Annotated in this window: 17 protein-coding genes and 2 pseudogenes; 8 read left to right on the top strand and 11 right to left on the bottom strand. The window is 42.1% G+C overall.

The window, feature by feature from the left end; translation table 11 throughout:
- The first annotated feature begins 11 nt into the window (after nucleotides 1-11).
- Nucleotides 12-1,397 (top strand): nitrogen regulation protein NR(I), encoded by a 1,386-nt coding sequence (gene ntrC, locus AOG26_RS16125; RefSeq protein WP_054563447.1) that lies wholly within the window; start codon nucleotides 12-14, stop codon nucleotides 1,395-1,397.
- Between the two features lie 25 nt (nucleotides 1,398-1,422).
- Entirely contained in the window at nucleotides 1,423-1,881 is a 459-nt protein-coding gene (locus AOG26_RS16120; protein ID WP_054563446.1) for a cyclic nucleotide-binding domain-containing protein, read from the top strand.
- On the opposite strand, the gene AOG26_RS16115 is transcribed toward AOG26_RS16120, so the two are convergent.
- The gene (locus AOG26_RS16115; protein WP_054563445.1) at nucleotides 1,878-2,540 is read right to left on the bottom strand and encodes a hypothetical protein; all 663 of its coding nucleotides are present in this window, start codon (nucleotides 2,538-2,540) and stop codon (nucleotides 1,878-1,880) included. The two genes, AOG26_RS16120 and AOG26_RS16115, sit on opposite strands and share 4 nt — an antisense overlap.
- 57 nt (nucleotides 2,541-2,597) lie before the next feature.
- A complete protein-coding gene (locus tag AOG26_RS16110) occupies nucleotides 2,598-2,885 on the bottom strand; it encodes a hypothetical protein (RefSeq protein WP_054563444.1) in 288 nt (95 codons plus the stop codon).
- Between the two features lie 235 nt (nucleotides 2,886-3,120).
- Between AOG26_RS16110 and AOG26_RS16105 the strand changes: the two genes are divergently transcribed.
- The 5 genes from AOG26_RS16105 to AOG26_RS16085 all read left to right on the top strand — a co-directional run bounded on the left by AOG26_RS16105 (nucleotide 3,121) and on the right by AOG26_RS16085 (nucleotide 8,359).
- A complete protein-coding gene (locus AOG26_RS16105) occupies nucleotides 3,121-3,495 on the top strand; it encodes an RNA-binding S4 domain-containing protein (RefSeq protein ID WP_054563502.1) in 375 nt (124 codons plus the stop codon).
- Between the two features lie 70 nt (nucleotides 3,496-3,565).
- Nucleotides 3,566-3,985 (top strand): hypothetical protein, encoded by a 420-nt coding sequence (locus AOG26_RS16100; RefSeq protein WP_054563443.1) that lies wholly within the window; start codon nucleotides 3,566-3,568, stop codon nucleotides 3,983-3,985.
- Between the two features lie 220 nt (nucleotides 3,986-4,205).
- Nucleotides 4,206-6,956: an aconitate hydratase AcnA gene (acnA, locus tag AOG26_RS16095; RefSeq protein ID WP_054563442.1), complete on the top strand. Its 2,751-nt coding sequence runs from the start codon at nucleotides 4,206-4,208 to the stop codon at nucleotides 6,954-6,956.
- Nucleotides 6,957-7,144: 188 nt separating this feature from the next.
- Nucleotides 7,145-8,032, top strand: a complete 888-nt coding sequence (locus AOG26_RS16090) for a DUF4097 family beta strand repeat-containing protein (RefSeq protein WP_054563441.1) — start codon at nucleotides 7,145-7,147, stop codon at nucleotides 8,030-8,032.
- 81 nt (nucleotides 8,033-8,113) lie between these two features.
- Nucleotides 8,114-8,359 (top strand): hypothetical protein, encoded by a 246-nt coding sequence (locus AOG26_RS16085; protein ID WP_054563440.1) that lies wholly within the window; start codon nucleotides 8,114-8,116, stop codon nucleotides 8,357-8,359.
- Here AOG26_RS16085 and AOG26_RS16080 read toward each other — a convergent pair.
- The 5 genes from AOG26_RS16080 to AOG26_RS16060 all read right to left on the bottom strand — a co-directional run bounded on the left by AOG26_RS16080 (nucleotide 8,356) and on the right by AOG26_RS16060 (nucleotide 14,079).
- A complete protein-coding gene (locus AOG26_RS16080) occupies nucleotides 8,356-8,898 on the bottom strand; it encodes a DUF4124 domain-containing protein (protein ID WP_054563439.1) in 543 nt (180 codons plus the stop codon). The two genes, AOG26_RS16085 and AOG26_RS16080, sit on opposite strands and share 4 nt — an antisense overlap.
- A gap of 12 nt (nucleotides 8,899-8,910) precedes the next feature.
- Nucleotides 8,911-9,639 (bottom strand): substrate-binding periplasmic protein, encoded by a 729-nt coding sequence (locus AOG26_RS16075; RefSeq protein WP_054563438.1) that lies wholly within the window; start codon nucleotides 9,637-9,639, stop codon nucleotides 8,911-8,913.
- 100 nt (nucleotides 9,640-9,739) lie between these two features.
- Nucleotides 9,740-10,480: a phosphoadenylyl-sulfate reductase gene (locus tag AOG26_RS16070; RefSeq protein WP_054563437.1), complete on the bottom strand. Its 741-nt coding sequence runs from the start codon at nucleotides 10,478-10,480 to the stop codon at nucleotides 9,740-9,742.
- Nucleotides 10,481-10,518: 38 nt separating this feature from the next.
- Nucleotides 10,519-12,216, bottom strand: coding sequence for an assimilatory sulfite reductase (NADPH) hemoprotein subunit (cysI, locus tag AOG26_RS16065; RefSeq protein ID WP_054563436.1), 1,698 nt, complete (start codon nucleotides 12,214-12,216; stop codon nucleotides 10,519-10,521).
- 48 nt (nucleotides 12,217-12,264) lie between these two features.
- Complete coding sequence (locus AOG26_RS16060) at nucleotides 12,265-14,079, bottom strand: assimilatory sulfite reductase (NADPH) flavoprotein subunit (RefSeq protein WP_054563435.1); 1,815 nt, start codon at nucleotides 14,077-14,079, stop codon at nucleotides 12,265-12,267.
- Nucleotides 14,080-14,426: 347 nt separating this feature from the next.
- Between AOG26_RS16060 and AOG26_RS16055 the strand changes: the two genes are divergently transcribed.
- On the top strand, nucleotides 14,427-16,067 hold the full coding sequence (locus AOG26_RS16055) for an endonuclease (RefSeq protein ID WP_054563434.1): 1,641 nt from the start codon (nucleotides 14,427-14,429) through the stop codon (nucleotides 16,065-16,067).
- Between the two features lie 60 nt (nucleotides 16,068-16,127).
- On the opposite strand, the gene AOG26_RS16050 is transcribed toward AOG26_RS16055, so the two are convergent.
- The 4 genes and pseudogenes from AOG26_RS16050 to tuf form a co-directional block, all read right to left on the bottom strand.
- Nucleotides 16,128-16,442, bottom strand: a complete 315-nt coding sequence (locus tag AOG26_RS16050; protein WP_054563433.1) for a hypothetical protein — start codon at nucleotides 16,440-16,442, stop codon at nucleotides 16,128-16,130.
- A gap of 67 nt (nucleotides 16,443-16,509) precedes the next feature.
- Nucleotides 16,510-17,232 (bottom strand): hypothetical protein, encoded by a 723-nt coding sequence (locus AOG26_RS16045; protein WP_054563432.1) that lies wholly within the window; start codon nucleotides 17,230-17,232, stop codon nucleotides 16,510-16,512.
- Nucleotides 17,233-17,612: 380 nt separating this feature from the next.
- Nucleotides 17,613-17,693 (bottom strand): annotated as a pseudogene (locus tag AOG26_RS20595) (elongation factor Tu); the annotation flags it as partial.
- A gap of 135 nt (nucleotides 17,694-17,828) precedes the next feature.
- Nucleotides 17,829-18,006 (bottom strand): annotated as a pseudogene (gene tuf, locus AOG26_RS20590) (elongation factor Tu); the annotation flags it as partial.

Here is an 18,006-nt window from a genome sequence, read left to right as displayed (position 1 = left end):
TTGGAGTAGTCATGAAAACAGTCTGGTTAGTTGATGATGATGCCTCAATTCGCTTTGTACTAGAGAAAGCGTTGGCACGTGCAGGATTTGAAACTGAAAGCTATGCGAACGCACAAGATGTGCTTAATGCATTAAAGTTTAGCCAGCCAACGGTATTAGTATCTGATGTACGAATGCCGGGTATGGACGGCATGGCGTTACTTGAGACTATCGCCGATCAAAACCCTGGCCTGCCAGTGATCATCATGACCGCTCACTCAGACTTAGACTCAGCGGTTAATGCCTTCCAAAAAGGGGCATTTGAGTATCTCGCTAAACCGTTCGATTTAGATGAAGCTGTCGCGCTGGTCGAAAGCGCATGCCGTGCTAATTCAACGAAAAAAACTAAACGTAAGCAAGCCCCACAAACCAATGCGCATATCATAGGCGAAGCGCCTGCTATGCAAGAGGTGTTTAGGGCAATTGGTAAATTATCAGCATCAAGTATGAGCGTTCTGATTAATGGTGAGTCAGGGACAGGTAAAGAGCTAGTTGCAAGTGCCCTGCATAACCACAGCCCTCGTAAAGAAAACCAATTTATAGCTTTGAATATGGCTGCCATTCCAAAAGAATTGGTCGAGTCAGAGTTATTCGGTCACGAAAAAGGCGCGTTCACTGGAGCCGACAGTATTCGTAAAGGCCGTTTTGAACAAGCGAATGGCGGCACCTTATTTTTAGATGAAATAGGTGATATGCCTCTCGATGTACAAACACGTTTATTACGCGTGTTAGCCGATGGTGAGTTTTACCGTGTTGGTGGTCATCAAAGTATTAAAGTTGATGTACGTATTATCGCTGCAACGCACCAAAACCTCGAAGACTTGGTAAAACAAGGTAAGTTTCGTGACGACTTATTCCATCGCTTAAACGTGGTGCGTTTACGCTTACCCGCGTTACGTGAGCGTACTGAAGATATTGAACGACTAGCACAACACTTTTTACATAAAAGTGCCAAAGAGTTGCAGGTTGAAAGCAAAATTTTAAGCCCTAAAGCTACTGAGCAACTGCGCTTATTCAATTGGCCAGGTAACGTGCGCCAATTAGAGAATACCTGCCGCTGGTTAACGGTTATGGCACCGGGTGAGCTGATCAGCGAGCAAGATTTACCACCAGAGATTGTTGCTGTTACACCGACTGAGCAAGAAGGTGATTGGCTGGATGCATTTCAACAATGGCTTAACCTTGAACTTAAACAAGGCAAAGAAAATATTTGGCCAGCCATTCAAGCACAACTCGAAACTCGTTTGATTAAAACCGCCCTTGCCAACTGTGCTGGCCACAAGCAAGAAGCCGCAGTGAAGATTGGTTGGGGCCGCAATACATTGACCCGCAAGCTAAAAGAGCGCAATATTAGCTAATTTCGCGCTATACCTATGTGAGTCAATGAAGTTAATCGAGCACATTCCACTAATTAAACAAATGGAAATTATTAACAGATTGTCGTTCTTTAGAGAGTTTACTCTCAGTGAACGACAAGTGTTATTAGAGTCATTCAGTCATTTGTATTTGGTCAAACAAGGCCGCGCTGTTTTTAAACAATACGATGCTGATAAACGGCTTTATATCGTGCTAAGCGGCTCACTGATGGTGTTCAAACAAAGTCATTTACTCGAACTTGGCACCATTGAGCCCGGTGAGTTTATCGGTGAAGGCGCATTTATCAATAACCGAGAGCACAGTACCAGTGCACGCGCTAGAGTCGATACCATTTTATTAGCTATTTCCCCTGAAGCACTCACCCGCTTACCCAATGTGATCCGCGAAAAAATTAAAGATCGCATAATCGAGGGCATGAGTGAACGTATTACCAAGCTTAGTAATTACCTTGAGTCGCGAAGCTAGTCCATATACACAATTTGTAATGAGCAATTTAACCAACTTGGGCTATTAACACGTGCCGTGTAACGGTAAGTATCTGATGGTTTCATACCAAAAGGAGTGCTCACTTCTGGCGTTAAATGACTGTATGTTTGCGAATAATTTTTATAATAAATGACTAGGTAGCCATATAAATAATCCCAATCTAGGGAGACTTTTCTACCACTTGTAAGGGTAAAGTGCGCCTGCTTATCATTAAATGTAACTGCAAGATCATTATACTTGTCTTCAACGCATCCAGTGGTGAGTACACGAGCCGGCATAGTAAAACTGGTGGTGGTATTTTTAGCTTTTAAGTAAAAGCCAATATTGCCATGATTGTAAAAGTGATTGGCATCTGTGGTGTACTTAATTTCGGCTTGATAACCCAGTCCCTGCATAATTTCAGCTAGTTGCTCGGCTTCATGAGTAAGAATCTTATCGCTCGATAGCATTAAGGTTGCATCAGTAAACTCTCTTGGCACAGGAAGCTGGGTATATTCATAGGGTAAGCTTTGTTTATTTAATGCTTGCTCTAATGATTGCAACTGCGACTGTTCAAGGTTTTCTGTGTATACGTAAACTGTTGGTTGCTGACAACCTGCCAAAATTAAAAATATGGCTGCTGAAATTATCCTTTTCATGTTCATTCTCACTTTAGATTACAAGCGTAGTCTAAAGTGAGAAAAACAATAAATCAATTAATTAAGATGTTTTTTTAGCCAACTATTAACACTTTGACGGGTATATAGAATATCTTTAAATAAACGGTGAGTTTGATGCTGAAGCAGCTTTTCTTTGTTTGTTTCACCTGAACTTAACTGGCTATGGTTATCATTAAAGCGCGAAATTAACGCAAAACCTTGTTCTGATTTTTCAGGCTGAGATTTAATTGTTTGCGTCAACAAAGCTCGCACATCATCTGCAGCAATCAATGACGAATCTTGCAAACCCATTAACTCTTTTCTTAGCGCTGATCTTACGCCCATTACAACTTCTCCTGAACGAATAAAAAATGAAACGGACATGCATTTAGCAATTTGTACACCAATTCCAAACGCGCGCAGTGTACCCAGCAAATACTGCAGTTTTTTTACTGTTTGTAAAAATGTCGGATTATTTATTGCTGCAAATTTTAACCGCTTGAAGAGCTTAAAAATTTAATCTTGGTTCAATTGAGTGCTAGGCTTTATAATGGCTGCGATTGAATTAAGAGAGACCAACATGAACGAAGATTTCATCGAAATTGAACTAGAAGAAGAGCCAATAGAGTTATGCAACTTGCTAAAAGTGCTCGACCTAGTCGAAACAGGCGGCCAAGCAAAAGCCTTAATTGGTGAAGGTTATGTTGGGGTTAACTATGAAATTTGTACAATAAAACGGAAAAAATTATACAGTGGTGACGTGTTGGCTTTCGACGGTGAGTTGTTCCAACTGACACTAAGCGAAGATGCAACACCAAATCCTCGCCCACCGGAACCGGTACAAAAAGCACAACCACAAAGCGCTGAAGAAGCGCCAAAAAAATCGAAGCGTAAACGTACTAAAAAACCAAAAGTAGACGAAAAAACCGGTCGCCGCCCTATCTCGTTTGGTTAACTAGAGCTTGCTTAGTTAGCATAAATCACCTTTAATTGAATGCGATTATAACAACAATAAAAGGTGATTTATGAATCCTCCAGCTTGGCTCAAGCCACTTGCTTGGGCAGCCCTTGTATGGAATCTTTTAGGTGTCATTGCGTTCGTAATGCAACTGTTGATCACACCCGAAATGATTAACCAACTCCCCGAAGCACAACAAGCCGCATACCGCGACATACCGCTCTGGTCAACGGCTGCCTTTGCGATAGCCGTGTTTGCAGCAAGCTTCGCGAGCATCTTATTACTGGCAAAAAAAGCCCTTGCGCGCGAGTTATTTTTAATCTCGTTTATCGCCGTATTAGTCCAGCAATATTATAATTTTGTGGTGATAGATAGCCTTGCTATGTTTGGTACTAGCGCATTAGCAATGCCATTGTGTGTTATCGTTATTGGTTTACTATTACTGTTTATTAGCCATAAAGGTAAACAACAAAACTGGCTTAACTAAAAACACTTATTTCTGAGGGTAGTTTAAAGTGACTACCCTTTTTATCTGCCTCCTTCCCTTGAAATAAATCACATCAGCAGCAACTATATTAGGTAGCATATTTTTTCATCAGCTAGATGAATTTCTCAGCTGGTATTAAGTTTGCAATAACACTGTGTCTATTTCGAAAAGGAAACAACAAAGCAAGCCAAATTGCTTGCTCAAACCACAGGGGCAAATAATGAATAACAGTTTTGATACCCAAAAGCAGCTTACGATTAATGGTGAGCAATACCATATTCACTCTTTACAAGGTTTAGGCGACAAAGCAAAACGTCTGCCATTCTCTCTAAAAATCTTACTTGAAAACCTGTTGCGCAATGAAGATGGCGTTAATATTAAAAAGCAAGATATCGATGCTTTACTAAACTGGGACCCTCAAGCGAAACCATCAGCAGAAGTAGCGTTTACACCTGCTCGCGTTGTAATGCAAGATTTTACTGGCGTACCCGCCATTGTCGATTTAGCCGCGATGCGTGATGCCATGGAAAAACTTGGCGGCGACCCTGCGAAGATTAATCCGCTGTCACCTGCTGAACTTGTTATTGACCACTCAGTGCAAGTTGACGGCTACGGTGAAGATGGCTCATTCGACTTAAATGCGAAACTTGAATATGAGCGTAACAAAGAGCGTTACGAATTTTTACGCTGGGGGCAAACTGCCTTCGATAACTTGAAAGTCGTGCCACCAGCAACCGGCATCGTACACCAAGTTAATTTAGAATATTTAGCCCGCGTGGTATTTAACGATAGTAAAAATGGTAAATCACTCGCCTACCCAGATACCCTAGTCGGAACCGATTCGCACACCACCATGATCAATGGTCTTGGGGTATTAGGCTGGGGTGTCGGTGGTATTGAAGCCGAAGCCGCAATGCTTGGTCAACCAATCAGCTTACTTATTCCACAGGTCGTTGGCTTTAAGCTCAATGGTCGCCTGCCAGAAGGTACGACCGCAACAGACCTTGTGCTAACCGTAACAGAAATGCTGCGTAACCATGGCGTAGTGGGTAAATTTGTTGAGTTTTATGGTGATGGTCTTGCTGATTTACCGCTTGCAGACCGTGCAACTATCGCAAACATGGCGCCTGAGTATGGTGCAACCTGCGGTATTTTCCCAATTGATGATGAAACCATTAACTACCTACGTTTAACTAACCGCGATGACAAACAACTTAAACTCATCGAGGACTATGCAAAGCACCAAGGCTTATGGCGTAACCCTGGCGATGAAGCTCATTATACCGACACACTAGAGTTATCACTTGATGATGTTGTGCCAAGCCTTGCTGGACCTAAGCGTCCGCAAGATAGAATTGCCCTTGATAAAGCAGGTAGCATTATTGGTGAGCACTTAAAAGGCTTTCAAGAAGAACGTATGCAACATCGCGATAAAAGCGATGTTCAAGAGGCGCGCATTGAAGATGAAGGCCCAACCACCAACCCTGATGAGACAGTAAACGAAGCACAGTTTATGGGCGCAGCTAAGGTTAACTTTAAAGGCGAAGAGTTTGAGCTTAATGATGGTGCTTGTGTCATTGCTGCAATTACAAGTTGTACAAACACGTCAAACCCAAGTGTTATTTTAGCTGCTGGCCTAGTGGCTAAAAAAGCCAAACAATTAGGATTAAAGGTTAAGCCATGGGTTAAAACCTCACTTGCTCCAGGCTCACAAGTGGTGACTGATTACTTGAAAAAAGCCGACTTAATGGATGACTTAGATGCCTTAGGCTTTAACCTTGTCGGTTATGGTTGTACAACCTGTATCGGTAACTCAGGCCCACTAGCTGATGAAATCACCGATGCAATTCAAAAGCATAAACTGGTTGTAAGCTCTATTTTATCGGGTAACCGTAACTTTGAAGGGCGTATTCACCAAGATGTGAAAATGAACTTCTTAGCCTCACCACCCCTTGTGGTTGCATACGCAATTGCGGGTCGTACAGATATAGACGTGTATAACGAGCCGCTTGCGCAAGACCCTAATGGTAATGACATTTATCTAAAAAATATTTGGCCAAGTGTTAGTGAAGTGAACGAGCTCGTCCGCGAAACTGTAACCAAAGAAATGTTCGCATCAAGCTATGGCAATGTGTATCAAGGTGATGATCGTTGGCAGAAAATTCAAATTCCTGATGGCAAACTTTATGATTGGGATGATGCGTCAACCTACATCAAAAAAGCACCATTCTTTGATGGTATGGAGATTGAGCCTCCTGGCATTCCTAGCATTAGTGGTGCGCGCTGTTTAGCAAAATTAGGTGACTCAGTTACCACTGACCACATCTCGCCAGCAGGTGCGATTAAAGCGGATGCACCAGCAGGTCTTTACTTGCAAGAGCACGGTGTACAAAAAGCACAATTTAACTCGTACGGTTCGCGTCGTGGTAACCACGAAGTAATGATGCGCGGTACCTTTGCTAATGTGCGTTTACGTAATCTATTAGCACCGGGTACCGAAGGCGGTGTGACTCGTATGCAACCAAGCGATGAGCTCGCCAGCATTTATGATGCAGCGATGCAATATCAGCAAGATGGCACGCCACTGATCATTTTAGCGGGCGCGGAATATGGCACAGGCTCATCACGCGACTGGGCTGCTAAAGGTTCACTTTTACTTGGTGTTAAAGCCGTTATTGCACAAAGCTATGAGCGTATTCACCGTTCAAACTTGATTGGTATGGGTGTTTTACCCCTACAATTTAAAGAAGGTGAAAGCTATGAGTCACTGGGTCTAACCGGCCAAGAATCATTCGACTTTGAAGGCTTATATGACAAAACCAATGAAGTCAGTGTGATTGCCACTAACAGTGAAGGCAAACAAATTAGCTTTAGTGTTGATGTGCGTATAGATACCCCGAAAGAGTGGGATTACTACAAACACGGCGGTATTTTACAGTATGTACTGCGTAATATGCTGGCTGAGCAGTAATTGCTTTTAAGTTAACTAAGGGGCTGATTTTTCAGCCCCTTTTTTTGTTTAAATCACCAATTAATTGCAGTTTAGACCAACACACTTACTTACAAAAAATGAAAAGCACATAAAAATCAGCATGTTAAAATTGGACCATAGTTTGCAAATGCTAACCAGATAAAAATCACAATAATTTTGGAATCCTTATGACTATTGCATCATTCAAACGCGCAATTTGCGCAACGGCCATCTCATCAAGTTTATTATTAACGGGCTGTGTTATTCATGTCTCTCCGGGTCAAATCGCAGAACAAAAACAACAAGACTTAAGCGTGTCGGCTGTAAATTTAAACGAGCTAAAAATTGATGCCGAAGCAGGTTCACTGATCATCAAAGGCGACAGCAACGCCACGGCTATCACAGTAAATGCTAATATCTATGCGGCTAAAGGCGATGAGACCTATACATTAACCCTCGAAAAGCACGGCGACACCGCAGAGCTTATCAGTAAGCTCAATAATGGTAGCTTATCGTTTTACAGTGGTTCATCACCTCATATTGATTTAATTGTCTCTGTGCCTAGCAACCTCAAACTAGAGATCGATGATGACTCAGGTGATATCGTGATACGTGCAATGCAAAACGATATCAGCATTGATGATGATTCAGGAGCACTTGTGATCGAAGGTGGTCGTAATATTAATATTGATGATGACTCGGGGGATATTCGCATTAGCAATGTCAGCGGCAATATCAGCATTGAAGACGATTCTGGCTCAATTATGATAGATCAAGGGCAAGGGCGTATTGATATTGAAGATGACTCTGGTGATATCCGCATCGAAAACAGCCAAGGCCCTGCACGTATTATTGATGAATCAGGTAGTATCAGCATTAAAACATTGGCTGGTGCGCTTACCATTGAAGATGGCTCTGGTGATATAGATGTAAGACAAATCAAAGGGCTGGTTACCATTACCGATGGCTCTGGCAGCATTTATGTGGATGACACACTCGGCCTGACAATTATCGAAGCGGGTTCAGGTGATTTAAGCATCGATAACATCAACGGCCCAGTAAAATTGGACAAATAACCGACAATTGCTTGATTTAGAACAATCCTATTAATGACAGCAGCACCTACACTTTAATTAAGGCTAAAGTGAGGTGCTTGTATGACCGAACAAACTATCATTCGAATCTTAAAAACCTTTATTATTTTAGGTATTTGCCTAATTATATTGGGGCATTCTTTATTAGCTGGTAATTACTTAAGTGATAGTATGGGTATACATGGCATTATGTTAAGCGCAGCGTGTATTGCCGTTGGTGTGCTATTCTCTTTGCCTACCAAAATTTATCTCACTATTTTACTGATGAAAATGGAAAGCGATCTAAAAGCACATAACAAACAGAGCTAATTTCCACCTTGCTCTTTGAGCTGCTGTTCAAGTTGCTTGTTACGTTGCTCCATAAGCTGTTTTACTTGCTCAGCGTCTTGCATCATCTTTTGTACATTTTTAGGGTCGTATACGCCAAGCGCTGAAGGTGCTTCGTTAGCTTTAACGGTTGCTGGTTGCTTCTCATCTGCCTGAAAAGTCTCTGCAGGTAACACTGTTATGTCGTTCGGATCTAAACTTACCGGGGTACTAACGTAATTAGGGTGAGGTGTATCAGCATAGTGCCACTGACCATGTTCATCTTGCCATTTATAAACAACAACAGGTGTATTAACGTCTTTGCTAAAACTCAATTTCTCAGTGAGCTTTTTTGCTTGGCTGGTAAGTGTATCGGCACTTTGCGAAGCAAAATCACTCACATCACCACTAACTTTTTCTGAGTAACGCTCGAACATGCTCAGTTCTAAGTAAGGTTTACCGTCTGGCTTTTTAATGTAAAACAGCAGCGCAACACTGGTTAGTAGCAGCATAACCGCAAGGTAACAAAAACGCTTAATCATTCCATTTACCGATTATTGGTAGTTACTCTCAATCTTAGCAAATTCACCGGATGATTTAAGATTTTTCATAAATTCATTAAATTGCTCGCTGATACGCTTCCCTTTTTCATTATAAGCAAACTGTAATTGCATTGGCGCTTTGCCCACACTGTAATCACTTACCGTGAATTTTTTAAAGGCATTATTTTTTGAGGCATACCACTGCAGTGTGTTTTTTGCGATCACAGCAACACGTTGATTTTGCTGTATGTCGACTAAAGCCTTCAGCATATCTAGTTCAGAGTAAAAGTCCTCACGGTGCAATTTTCCAGATGCAAACAACGCTTCAAATTGCGGATAGGTGTAGCCAAAGCGGGCCATCAACACATAACCACCTAGCTCATCAATAGCTGGAATATGACAACCTCTCGGCATAACTAAAATATCTTCAACAACTGCGATGCTATCACTCCAATAGTATTGATTACCTCCGCGATACCACTGCTCAGACTCTAAGCGCACATCAACCTTGCCTTCATCAAGTAAATGCTGTGAACGTACCTCAGGAACTAAAATATAGTCAGTTTTCAGCTTGTACTGTTCAGCAAATCGCTCAAGTAGCTCATCAACTAACCCCTTTTGTTTGCCACTAACTAAATGGTATGGAGGGTAATCTGTGTCATAAAGCGCAACCCTCAAAGTTTCTGCTCGCACTAAAGGCACAATTAAAAACAACAATAAAAAAACAACAGCACGACTCATAATTTTCTCTCATAAAATTGAGCCAGGGATTGTATATAAATAGCACAAAAAAAGCGCAACCTAGGTTGCGCTTTACGAAAATTCTGATAGGAATTTAGGATTAGATACCATCACCGTCAATATGTAAGCCACATTCACGGTTTAAACCAAAGAAACGCGTCTCTTCTTCTGTCATACCTGGTTCAAGTTTACGCGTGGTGTGTACATCACCCATAGACACATAACCTTGTTCCCAAAGTGGGTGATACGGTAAATCATGCTTAGTTAGATACTGATAAATATCTCGGTTGTTCCACTCAATAAGTGGGTAGACTTTCACAGTACCACGGCTGATTTCAACAATTTGCTTGTCAGCACGGCTTGATGATTGATCACGGCGCAAACCACTAAACCAAGTGCCTGCTTGCAGCTCGTTTAAAGCGCGGCTCATAGGCTCAACTTTATTAAGTTGATTATACTGCTTAATACCGGCTTCACCTTGCTCCCAAAGTTTACCAAACTTCGCTTCTTGCCACGCGGGGCTAAGCTTAGCTTTATAAACTTTAAGATTAAGCGAAAGTCGCTCCGTCATTTGCTCGATGAACTGATAGGTTTCAGGGAACAAATAACCAGTGTCAGTCAGTACCACAGGAATATCTGGCTGCTGCGATGTCACTAAGTGCAACATCACCGCCGCTTGAATACCAAAGCTCGACGACAAAAAGTGTGTGCTTGGTAAGTTTTCAAGTGCCCACGCAACACGCTCTTCTGCGCTTTTATCAGCCAAAAGACCATTAATATCAGCCAGCATGGCTGTTTGGTCTTCTTTGCTCATCGTTAAGATGTCTTTAAATTCACTCATGGTTAATTCCAAACCTTAAAGCGGTATCGCTTATAAAATTATGCGTGAAAATCGGTTACTGAAACTTTTACTTCAGCAACAATGCCTTTGCGAATTACAAAATCACCAAAACACTCGCCTTCATTTCGCTCATTTGCCCATTGGCCAATTAGCTTATCGAATGCTTCTAGGTATACGTCTTCGCCGACATTTTCTAAATACAATTTTGGAATACGCGTGCCTTCGCGGTTACCGCCTAAGTACACGTTGTATTTACCCGGACCTTTACCAACCAGACCCGCTTCTGCCAACATGGCTCGGCCACAGCCATTCGGACAACCCACAACACGCATAATGATGTTGTCATCGCTGATACCGTGCTTAGCTAATAACGCTTCAGTTTTCTCAATTAAGCTTGGTAAATAGCGCTCTGCTTCAGCCATCGCTAACGGACACGTTGGCAATGCCACACACGCCATTGAGTTTTTACGCTGCTCTGTATGACTGTCATCAATTAAGCCATGGTTGCGAGCAATTTCTTCGATTACCGCTTTTTGATCAGCCGGAACACCTGCGATGATCAAGTTTTGGTTTGCAGTCATGCGGAAATCACCTTGGTGAATTTCAGCAATTTTACGGCAGCCTGTTTTAAGAGGTTGATTTGGGTAATCTAAAATACGGCCACTTTGAATAAACAGCGTTAAGTGGTGCTTACCATCAATACCTTCAACCCAACCGATACGGTCACCACGGTGAGTGAACTCATACGGGCGGCTTTGCTCAAATTGAACACCGGCACGTTTTTCAACTTCAGCTTTAAATACATCAGAACCTACACGATCTAATGTGTACTTAGTTTTCGCATTTTTACGATTAGAGCGGTTACCCCAATCACGCTGTACAGACACCACGTGCTCAGCAATTTTTAACGTATGCTCAAGTGGAATAAAACCAAAGTCATCTGCTTTACGCGGATACGTTGCTGTATCACCGTGAGTCATCGCAAGACCACCACCCACTAACACGTTAAAGCCAACTAACTTGCCGTTTTCTGCAATTGCCACGAAGTTTAAGTCGTTCGCATGCACATCCACTTCATTGTTCGGTGGAATTGTTACTGTGGTTTTAAACTTACGCGGTAAGTAAGTTGAACCTAAAATTGGCTCTTCAGTGGTTTCACTCTTTTCGCCATTTAACCAAATTTCAGCGTATGCTTTAGTTTTTGGTAATAGGTGCTCAGAGATCTTCGCAGCCCACTCGTAAGCTTCTTGGTGAAGCTCAGACTCAACTGGGTTAGTTGTACATAATACGTTTCGGTTTACATCGCCCGCCGTTGCAATTGAATCAATGCCCACGCTATTAAGCATTTGGTGCATGCCTTTAATATTTGGCTTAAGCACACCATGGAACTGGAAAGTTTGACGCGTGGTTAAACGAATACTGCCATAGCTGGTTTTTTCTTCAGCAAACTTATCAATTGCTAACCATTGCTCTGGCTTGATGATACCGCCAGGCATACGAGCACGTAACATTACGTTATGTAATGGCTCTAATTTTTGTTTAGCGCGCTCAGGGCGAATATCACGGTCATCTTGCTGGTACATGCCGTGGAAACGGATCAGTTGGAAGTTATCAGCAGTGAAACCACCGGTGATCTCGTCTTTTAAATCTTGCTCAATGGTGCCACGTAAAAAGTTACTTTCTCTTTTCAAACGCTCGTTATCAGAAAGCTTTACGTTTTTGTCTTGTTCGCTCATGGTATTTCCTAAATTTGTTACAGTGACGGCTGTTAGCTTTAAACGTGATTAGTACACGTCTTTCTGATAGCGGTTTGCGCTACGTAAATCTTTTAAATATTGCTCAGCTTGTTCATCATCTTTGCCGCTATTTTCTTTGATAATGTCGACAAGCGCCTGATGAACATCTTTCGCCATACGGTTTGCATCACCACAGATATAGAAATGAGCACCCGCTTCTAACCAAGCAAATACTTCTTGGCTGTTTTTGCGAAGTTTGTCTTGAACATATACTTTTTCGGCTTGGTCACGGCTAAACGCCACATCCACTTTTGTCAGTAAACCTGACTTCAAGTAACCTTGAATTTCTACTTGATATAAAAAGTCTTGGGTAAAGTGTGGGTTACCAAAGAATAACCAGTTTTTACCGCTTGCTTCACGGGCATCACGCTCTTGTAAAAACGCACGGAAAGGTGCAATACCTGTACCCGGACCTACCATGATAATTGGCGTTTCATCATTAGCCGGTAAACGGAAGTTATCGTTATGCTCGCTGAATACTTTTACTTTGCAACCTTCTTCAGCACGAAGTGCTAAATAGCCAGAACAACCACCTAAGTGCTCGCTACCAAATGCATCAAACTCAACCAGACCCACAGTTAAGTGAACTTCTTCTTCAACTTCTGCTTGGCTAGATGCGATCGAATATAAACGTGCTTGTAGTTTACGTAAGCAGTCTACTAAGGTTTGTGCTTCAAGCTGAGCTGGGTTTTGACGAATAATATCGAAGATTTGGCGAGGTTCGATGTACTCACGCATTGCCGCTTTATCTTCAACCAACTTTAATAAATCAGGGCTGCCAGTTGCTGTTGCGTATTTTTCAACAAAACCTGGGTATGACTGAGTTAATTCTAATTTTTCGATTAATGCATCACGAACACTTAGTTCTTCGTCGCCAAGTTTAACCGTGCTAGATGCATCGATTTGTGTAAGCGTAAGTACTTCATCAACAAGCGCTTCGTCATTTAAGAAGTAAACGCCTAGCGAATCACCCGGTGTATAGGTAATGTCTGAACCTTCTAATGAAATTTCAACATGACGCACGTCTTTGGTTGAATCACGACCGGTAATTTTTTGCACAACACTTAGCTCTGCAGCAAAAGGGTTTTGCTTGGTGTATTGACTTGCTGCTGGTGCCGCTGCAGCAAATGGCATAGCCACAACTTGACCACCACTTGCTTGTTGCTGCGCTTTAAGATCAGGCTCAAACGCATCAAGTGCACCATCAATCCACTTAGCTGCTTCATCATCGTAATCTACATCTAGGTCAGCACGCTGGAAAATAGTTTCTGCGCCAAGCTTGTTAAAACGCTCTTCAAAATCTTTTGCTGTTTGGCAGAAGAACTCATAACTTGAATCACCTAAGCCAATCACAGCCACTTTAACACCATCTAGTTTAGGTGCTTTTTTAGTTGTTAAGAATTCATGAAGGCTTTCAGCGTCTTCTGGTGGCTCACCCTCACCGTAGGTTGAAACAACAACCGTGATAAACTTTTCTTTTTTCAGGGCTGTTGGTTTGTAGTCAGCCATGTTTACTAGCTTAACAGTTAGACCGCGCGACTCTGCCTGCTCTTTTAACTTGCTCGCCACGCCTTTTGCGTTACCCGTTTGCGAGCCGTATAAAATAGTTAGCGGCGGTGCATCACCTGCAGCTGGAGTGGCAGCAACACCACCGGTTAATGCACCTGCGTTGGCATTCGCAGCTAAGTAACCACTTACCCACGCTTGCTGAATTGGATTAAGTTCAGCCACTAAGCCTTGCAGCTTCTGTACTTGCTCTTGCGATAGCGGGCTCGCCGCTGCATTTAGTTGACTTAACAACATGAATTTATTCCTCGTAACCCTGAAAAGTTAACTGCGAAACGAACTTGCTACTGTCATTTCGCGAACAATTTTTTCGACTTTAAAGACTCAATAGAAATGCTTTAAAGGTTTATCTGAGCGTGAAGAATAACGAGGTCTGAGGCGATTAAAAAAGAATAGAATCTGCTTTGATATTCCATTTAGTTATTAATTTAGTATTTATCCAAAAAAAACATGTTAAAAGCAAAAATTCCCAAATAAGAAACTTTTATTAATTAACATTATTGCAACATAAGCCAATTAGCCTATACTCGCTGTGTTCATTTTGAGAACAGCAAAAACTATTAAAATATAAAAAGGAAAATACAATGTCACACGGGACATGTAAAAAATATATGCTAGCCAGTAGCTTACTTTGTTTAGCAAGTTCAGCATTGGCAAATGTTAGTAACGCCGACTTCGAAAGCTGGTCAGCAAATACCCCTGCAAGCTGGGGCACTATTGATAGCGGTATTAGTCTTAGCGCTAATACTAATGTGGTTTACTCAGGTAATTACTCAGCACAAGTCGTGGTTAATACTGGCACCCAAAGTAATACCGATTTACAACAATTAGTAGAGGTAGTGGCGGGTGAAAGTTATGAGTTTTCTGCTTGGGTTTACCATACAGAAGGTGGCGTAAAAGCTCGCTTAGTAGTTGATGGCTATCAAGGCTATTCTAACTCAGCATTAACTAATCAATGGCAACAAATCAGTTATCAGTACACAGCCCCTGCTACTACATCAATTAATGTTGGCCTGCGCTTTTACGACGTAACTGGTTTTGATGGCAGCGAAGTCGTTTATGTCGATAACTTTGCACCAAACACAGGCTCAACCCCACCACCTACGGGCAGCTGCGCCGATAACCAAGTATCTTTTACCCTCACTACCGATAACTATGGGGAAGAAACCAGCTGGCAAATAACCAATAGCCAAGGTAGTGCAGTGGCATCGGGCGGCAGCTACGCAGCAAATACTCAGTACAGTGAGCAAGCATGTTTAACTGATGGTGACTATACCTTTACTATTTTTGATAGCTATGGTGATGGCATATGTTGCTCTTACGGTAACGGTAGCTATAACCTTTCATTCGGTCAAACAGTACTTGCCAGTGGGGCAAGCTTCCAAAGCTCAGAAGCTACGCCGTTTAGTTTAGGTGATAGCTCAGGCGGCGGTGACGGGGGTGGTACAACCCCAACAGAGCCAACGGGATACTATGTTACAACGCAAGGCCTTAGTGGTTATGCACTGAAAACAGAGTTATACAACATCATCAAAGGTCATAACTCGCAGGGCTATTCTGCGATTTGGAGTTTTTATGATGTTGCTTCACGCGATAAGTATTTTGAAAACGACAACTCTATTTTAGATCGTTATTCAGAAAACCCCGCAGGCCAAGACAGCTACAACTATGTTGCTGTAAGCGACCAATGTGGTACATACAACAGCGAAGCAGATTGCTACAACCGTGAGCATTCTTTCCCGAAAAGTTGGTTTGGCGGTAAGGTTGAGCCCATGAATTCAGACGTACATCACATTTTTGCCACTGATGGTTATGTGAATTCAAAACGCAGTAACTACCCGTTTGGTGAAGTAGCTAGTGCAAGCTATACCTCTAGTAACGGCAGCAAATTAGGCAGCGCTGCTAGCTCATTAAATTACTCAGGAACGGTTTTTGAACCTATTGATGAATTTAAAGGTGACTTTGCAAGAGCGTATTTCTATATGGCAACACGCTATGAAAACGTGATTGGCTCATGGCAAAACAACACAACCTATAGTAATGCTGTACTGAATGGTTCATCTAATCAGGTTTTTGAGAGCTGGGTTGTTGCTATGTTATTAAAGTGGCATAACGAGGATCCTGTTAGCCAATTAGAGCTTGACCGTAACCAAGCAGCTTATGAACATCAAGGTAACCGCAACCCATTTGTGGATCACCCAGAATTTGTAGAAATGATTTGGTAACTTCGTTAAGCCAAGGCACTTAGTTTCGGCTAAGTGCCTTTTTATACGATAAAACATGACTTAAGCCTCATTAGGGTTTAACTGCTCAACAAGACGAATGTCATGTAACAAATGGTTATGCCTTACCGACAAAGTATTTTCTGCTGTTGGTTGTATTTTATATCCAAGCTGCTGTAAAACCAGTGTAAATAGGGCGGCATGTTGGTAATGCGTAGACTGCCCATTTAATTCAAACTCTTCGATTACATTATGAGCATAACTAGAACTATTTTGTAATGACTGCCAAATACGTGTTTGTACTTGAGAAATCTGTATCACTGATGTTTGATAACAATTGATTTGTAAGCTTAATAAATAGTTTTCTAGTGAGTTCATAGCGATATCCATTACAAAAAACGCTACTTTAAAAGCTCAAGTTAAGTTGAGGTAAAGTGTTTTGTTATTACTTTTTACTCCACTTATTCATTATATCTTTAAATAGTTTTGCTTCTTTATCTTCACAGGGTCTTGGGGATCCGCTTGGCACTCCAGATTTACCAAACACCGAATTAAAATCTATGCCGTAACACATGCCATTTAGCACCTCGATACGCTTGCTGCCATCGCCATTTTGCCAAACGACAGTTGCTTTATCAGAGACGGTTAATTGTGCGGGCACCGTAACCCTGCCTGCGGGGCTATTACTAATCGTCGCTTCACCCTGCCCAAACAAAGACGCATTAGCAGAACCATTTTCAAAATTAAGCTGTGGGATTGGTGCATAAGGGTTGAGCTTTTTAAATGGCTCTTCGGGTATTTTTGAATTCTCAAGTGTCTGATTAGGCTTTACAACCTCAGAGGTAGCTTCTTTTGGTTCATTTATAATGGGATTAATTGCCTTAGCGTCAGTCATCTGTTGAGAGCTCCCCTGCGAAACATCTTCGTTTTTTGGCAAAGGCTTAGCCTCACTTGGAACTACTTGCGAGTGTTCTGGTAAAGGTTTGTCTTGAGGTTTCTGCAAACTAGGTAACGAAGTTAAATCAACACTCACATACGCGTTGATTACTTTTGGCGGTTCAGCGACTGCGGGGAGTTTCAAAGACTTTCCATATCGAGTAAATAACAGCAACAAAACAGCATGTAACGAAATTGAGATGATCCATGCTTTGTAATTCCCTTTTAACACCCTAGCGCCTCGTTTTATTTTTAAGAGTGCTAAAAGAGTGAATTAGCTCATAGGAAAGTTGCGAGTTAGCGAGTTAGCGAGTTAGCGAGGGTAAAGGTTCTAGGTTCTAGTTCAAGCATAACCTTGGGGAGTGCTTTATGATGGTTTGGTTTTATCAAAGTACAGGTTTACCTAGATTATGTTGGGTTTCGCTGCGCTCAAACCAACCTACCCGAAGAGTGAACAGGGCAAATACTGAGTGAGACACCACACTAAACAACCCCACCGATCGAATCTGACGCCTGAAAGCTGATAGCTGATAGCTGATAGCTTTTCTACAAGCATTAAAAAAGGCCGCCTAGGCGACCTTTTTATAAGCTGTGAAGCTCTATCTGTTGATATTACTCAACGATAGTTGCAACAACACCAGCACCAACTGTACGGCCACCTTCACGGATAGCGAAGCGTAAACCTTCGTCCATTGGGAATTTGAAGGCGGCAGATTAGCCTTTCACTCTAAACTGCTTAAAACTTAAAGCTGATAGCTTTTTCACCCATAAAAAAACCCGAGACTAAGCTCGGGTTTTTCTTAATGCTTAATGCATCACTATAGTTGATTACTCAACGATAGTTGCAACAACACCAGCACCAACTGTACGGCCACCTTCACGGATAGCGAAGCGTAAACCTTCGTCCATCGCGATTGGGCAGATTAGTTCTACAGTCATCTTGATGTTATCACCAGGCATTACCATTTCAACGCCGTCTGGTAACTGTACGTCACCTGTTACGTCA

The sequence above is a fragment of the Pseudoalteromonas sp. UCD-33C genome (genome assembly GCF_001306895.1).
Lineage (GTDB): Bacteria > Pseudomonadota > Gammaproteobacteria > Enterobacterales > Alteromonadaceae > Pseudoalteromonas.
This window is presented reverse-complemented; position numbering and strand designations above follow the sequence as displayed.

What these genes read in the sequence shown, in the direction of transcription:
- AOG26_RS16115 (WP_054563445.1), bottom strand. Translation starts at nt 2,540, where the DNA reads ATGAAAAGGATAATTTCAGCAGCCATATTTTTAATTTTGGCAGGTTGT.
- AOG26_RS16080 (WP_054563439.1), bottom strand. Translation starts at nt 8,898, where the DNA reads ATGATTAAGCGTTTTTGTTACCTTGCGGTTATGCTGCTACTAACCAGT.
- ntrC (WP_054563447.1), top strand. Translation starts at nt 12, where the DNA reads ATGAAAACAGTCTGGTTAGTTGATGATGATGCCTCAATTCGCTTTGTA.
- AOG26_RS16075 (WP_054563438.1), bottom strand. Translation starts at nt 9,639, where the DNA reads ATGAGTCGTGCTGTTGTTTTTTTATTGTTGTTTTTAATTGTGCCTTTA.
- acnA (WP_054563442.1), top strand. Translation starts at nt 4,206, where the DNA reads ATGAATAACAGTTTTGATACCCAAAAGCAGCTTACGATTAATGGTGAG.
- cysI (WP_054563436.1), bottom strand. Translation starts at nt 12,216, where the DNA reads ATGAGCGAACAAGACAAAAACGTAAAGCTTTCTGATAACGAGCGTTTG.
- AOG26_RS16105 (WP_054563502.1), top strand. Translation starts at nt 3,121, where the DNA reads ATGAACGAAGATTTCATCGAAATTGAACTAGAAGAAGAGCCAATAGAG.
- AOG26_RS16070 (WP_054563437.1), bottom strand. Translation starts at nt 10,480, where the DNA reads ATGAGTGAATTTAAAGACATCTTAACGATGAGCAAAGAAGACCAAACA.
- AOG26_RS16055 (WP_054563434.1), top strand. Translation starts at nt 14,427, where the DNA reads ATGTCACACGGGACATGTAAAAAATATATGCTAGCCAGTAGCTTACTT.
- AOG26_RS16120 (WP_054563446.1), top strand. Translation starts at nt 1,423, where the DNA reads ATGAAGTTAATCGAGCACATTCCACTAATTAAACAAATGGAAATTATT.
- AOG26_RS16085 (WP_054563440.1), top strand. Translation starts at nt 8,114, where the DNA reads ATGACCGAACAAACTATCATTCGAATCTTAAAAACCTTTATTATTTTA.
- AOG26_RS16090 (WP_054563441.1), top strand. Translation starts at nt 7,145, where the DNA reads ATGACTATTGCATCATTCAAACGCGCAATTTGCGCAACGGCCATCTCA.
- AOG26_RS16050 (WP_054563433.1), bottom strand. Translation starts at nt 16,442, where the DNA reads ATGAACTCACTAGAAAACTATTTATTAAGCTTACAAATCAATTGTTAT.
- AOG26_RS16060 (WP_054563435.1), bottom strand. Translation starts at nt 14,079, where the DNA reads ATGTTGTTAAGTCAACTAAATGCAGCGGCGAGCCCGCTATCGCAAGAG.
- AOG26_RS16110 (WP_054563444.1), bottom strand. Translation starts at nt 2,885, where the DNA reads ATGGGCGTAAGATCAGCGCTAAGAAAAGAGTTAATGGGTTTGCAAGAT.
- AOG26_RS16100 (WP_054563443.1), top strand. Translation starts at nt 3,566, where the DNA reads ATGAATCCTCCAGCTTGGCTCAAGCCACTTGCTTGGGCAGCCCTTGTA.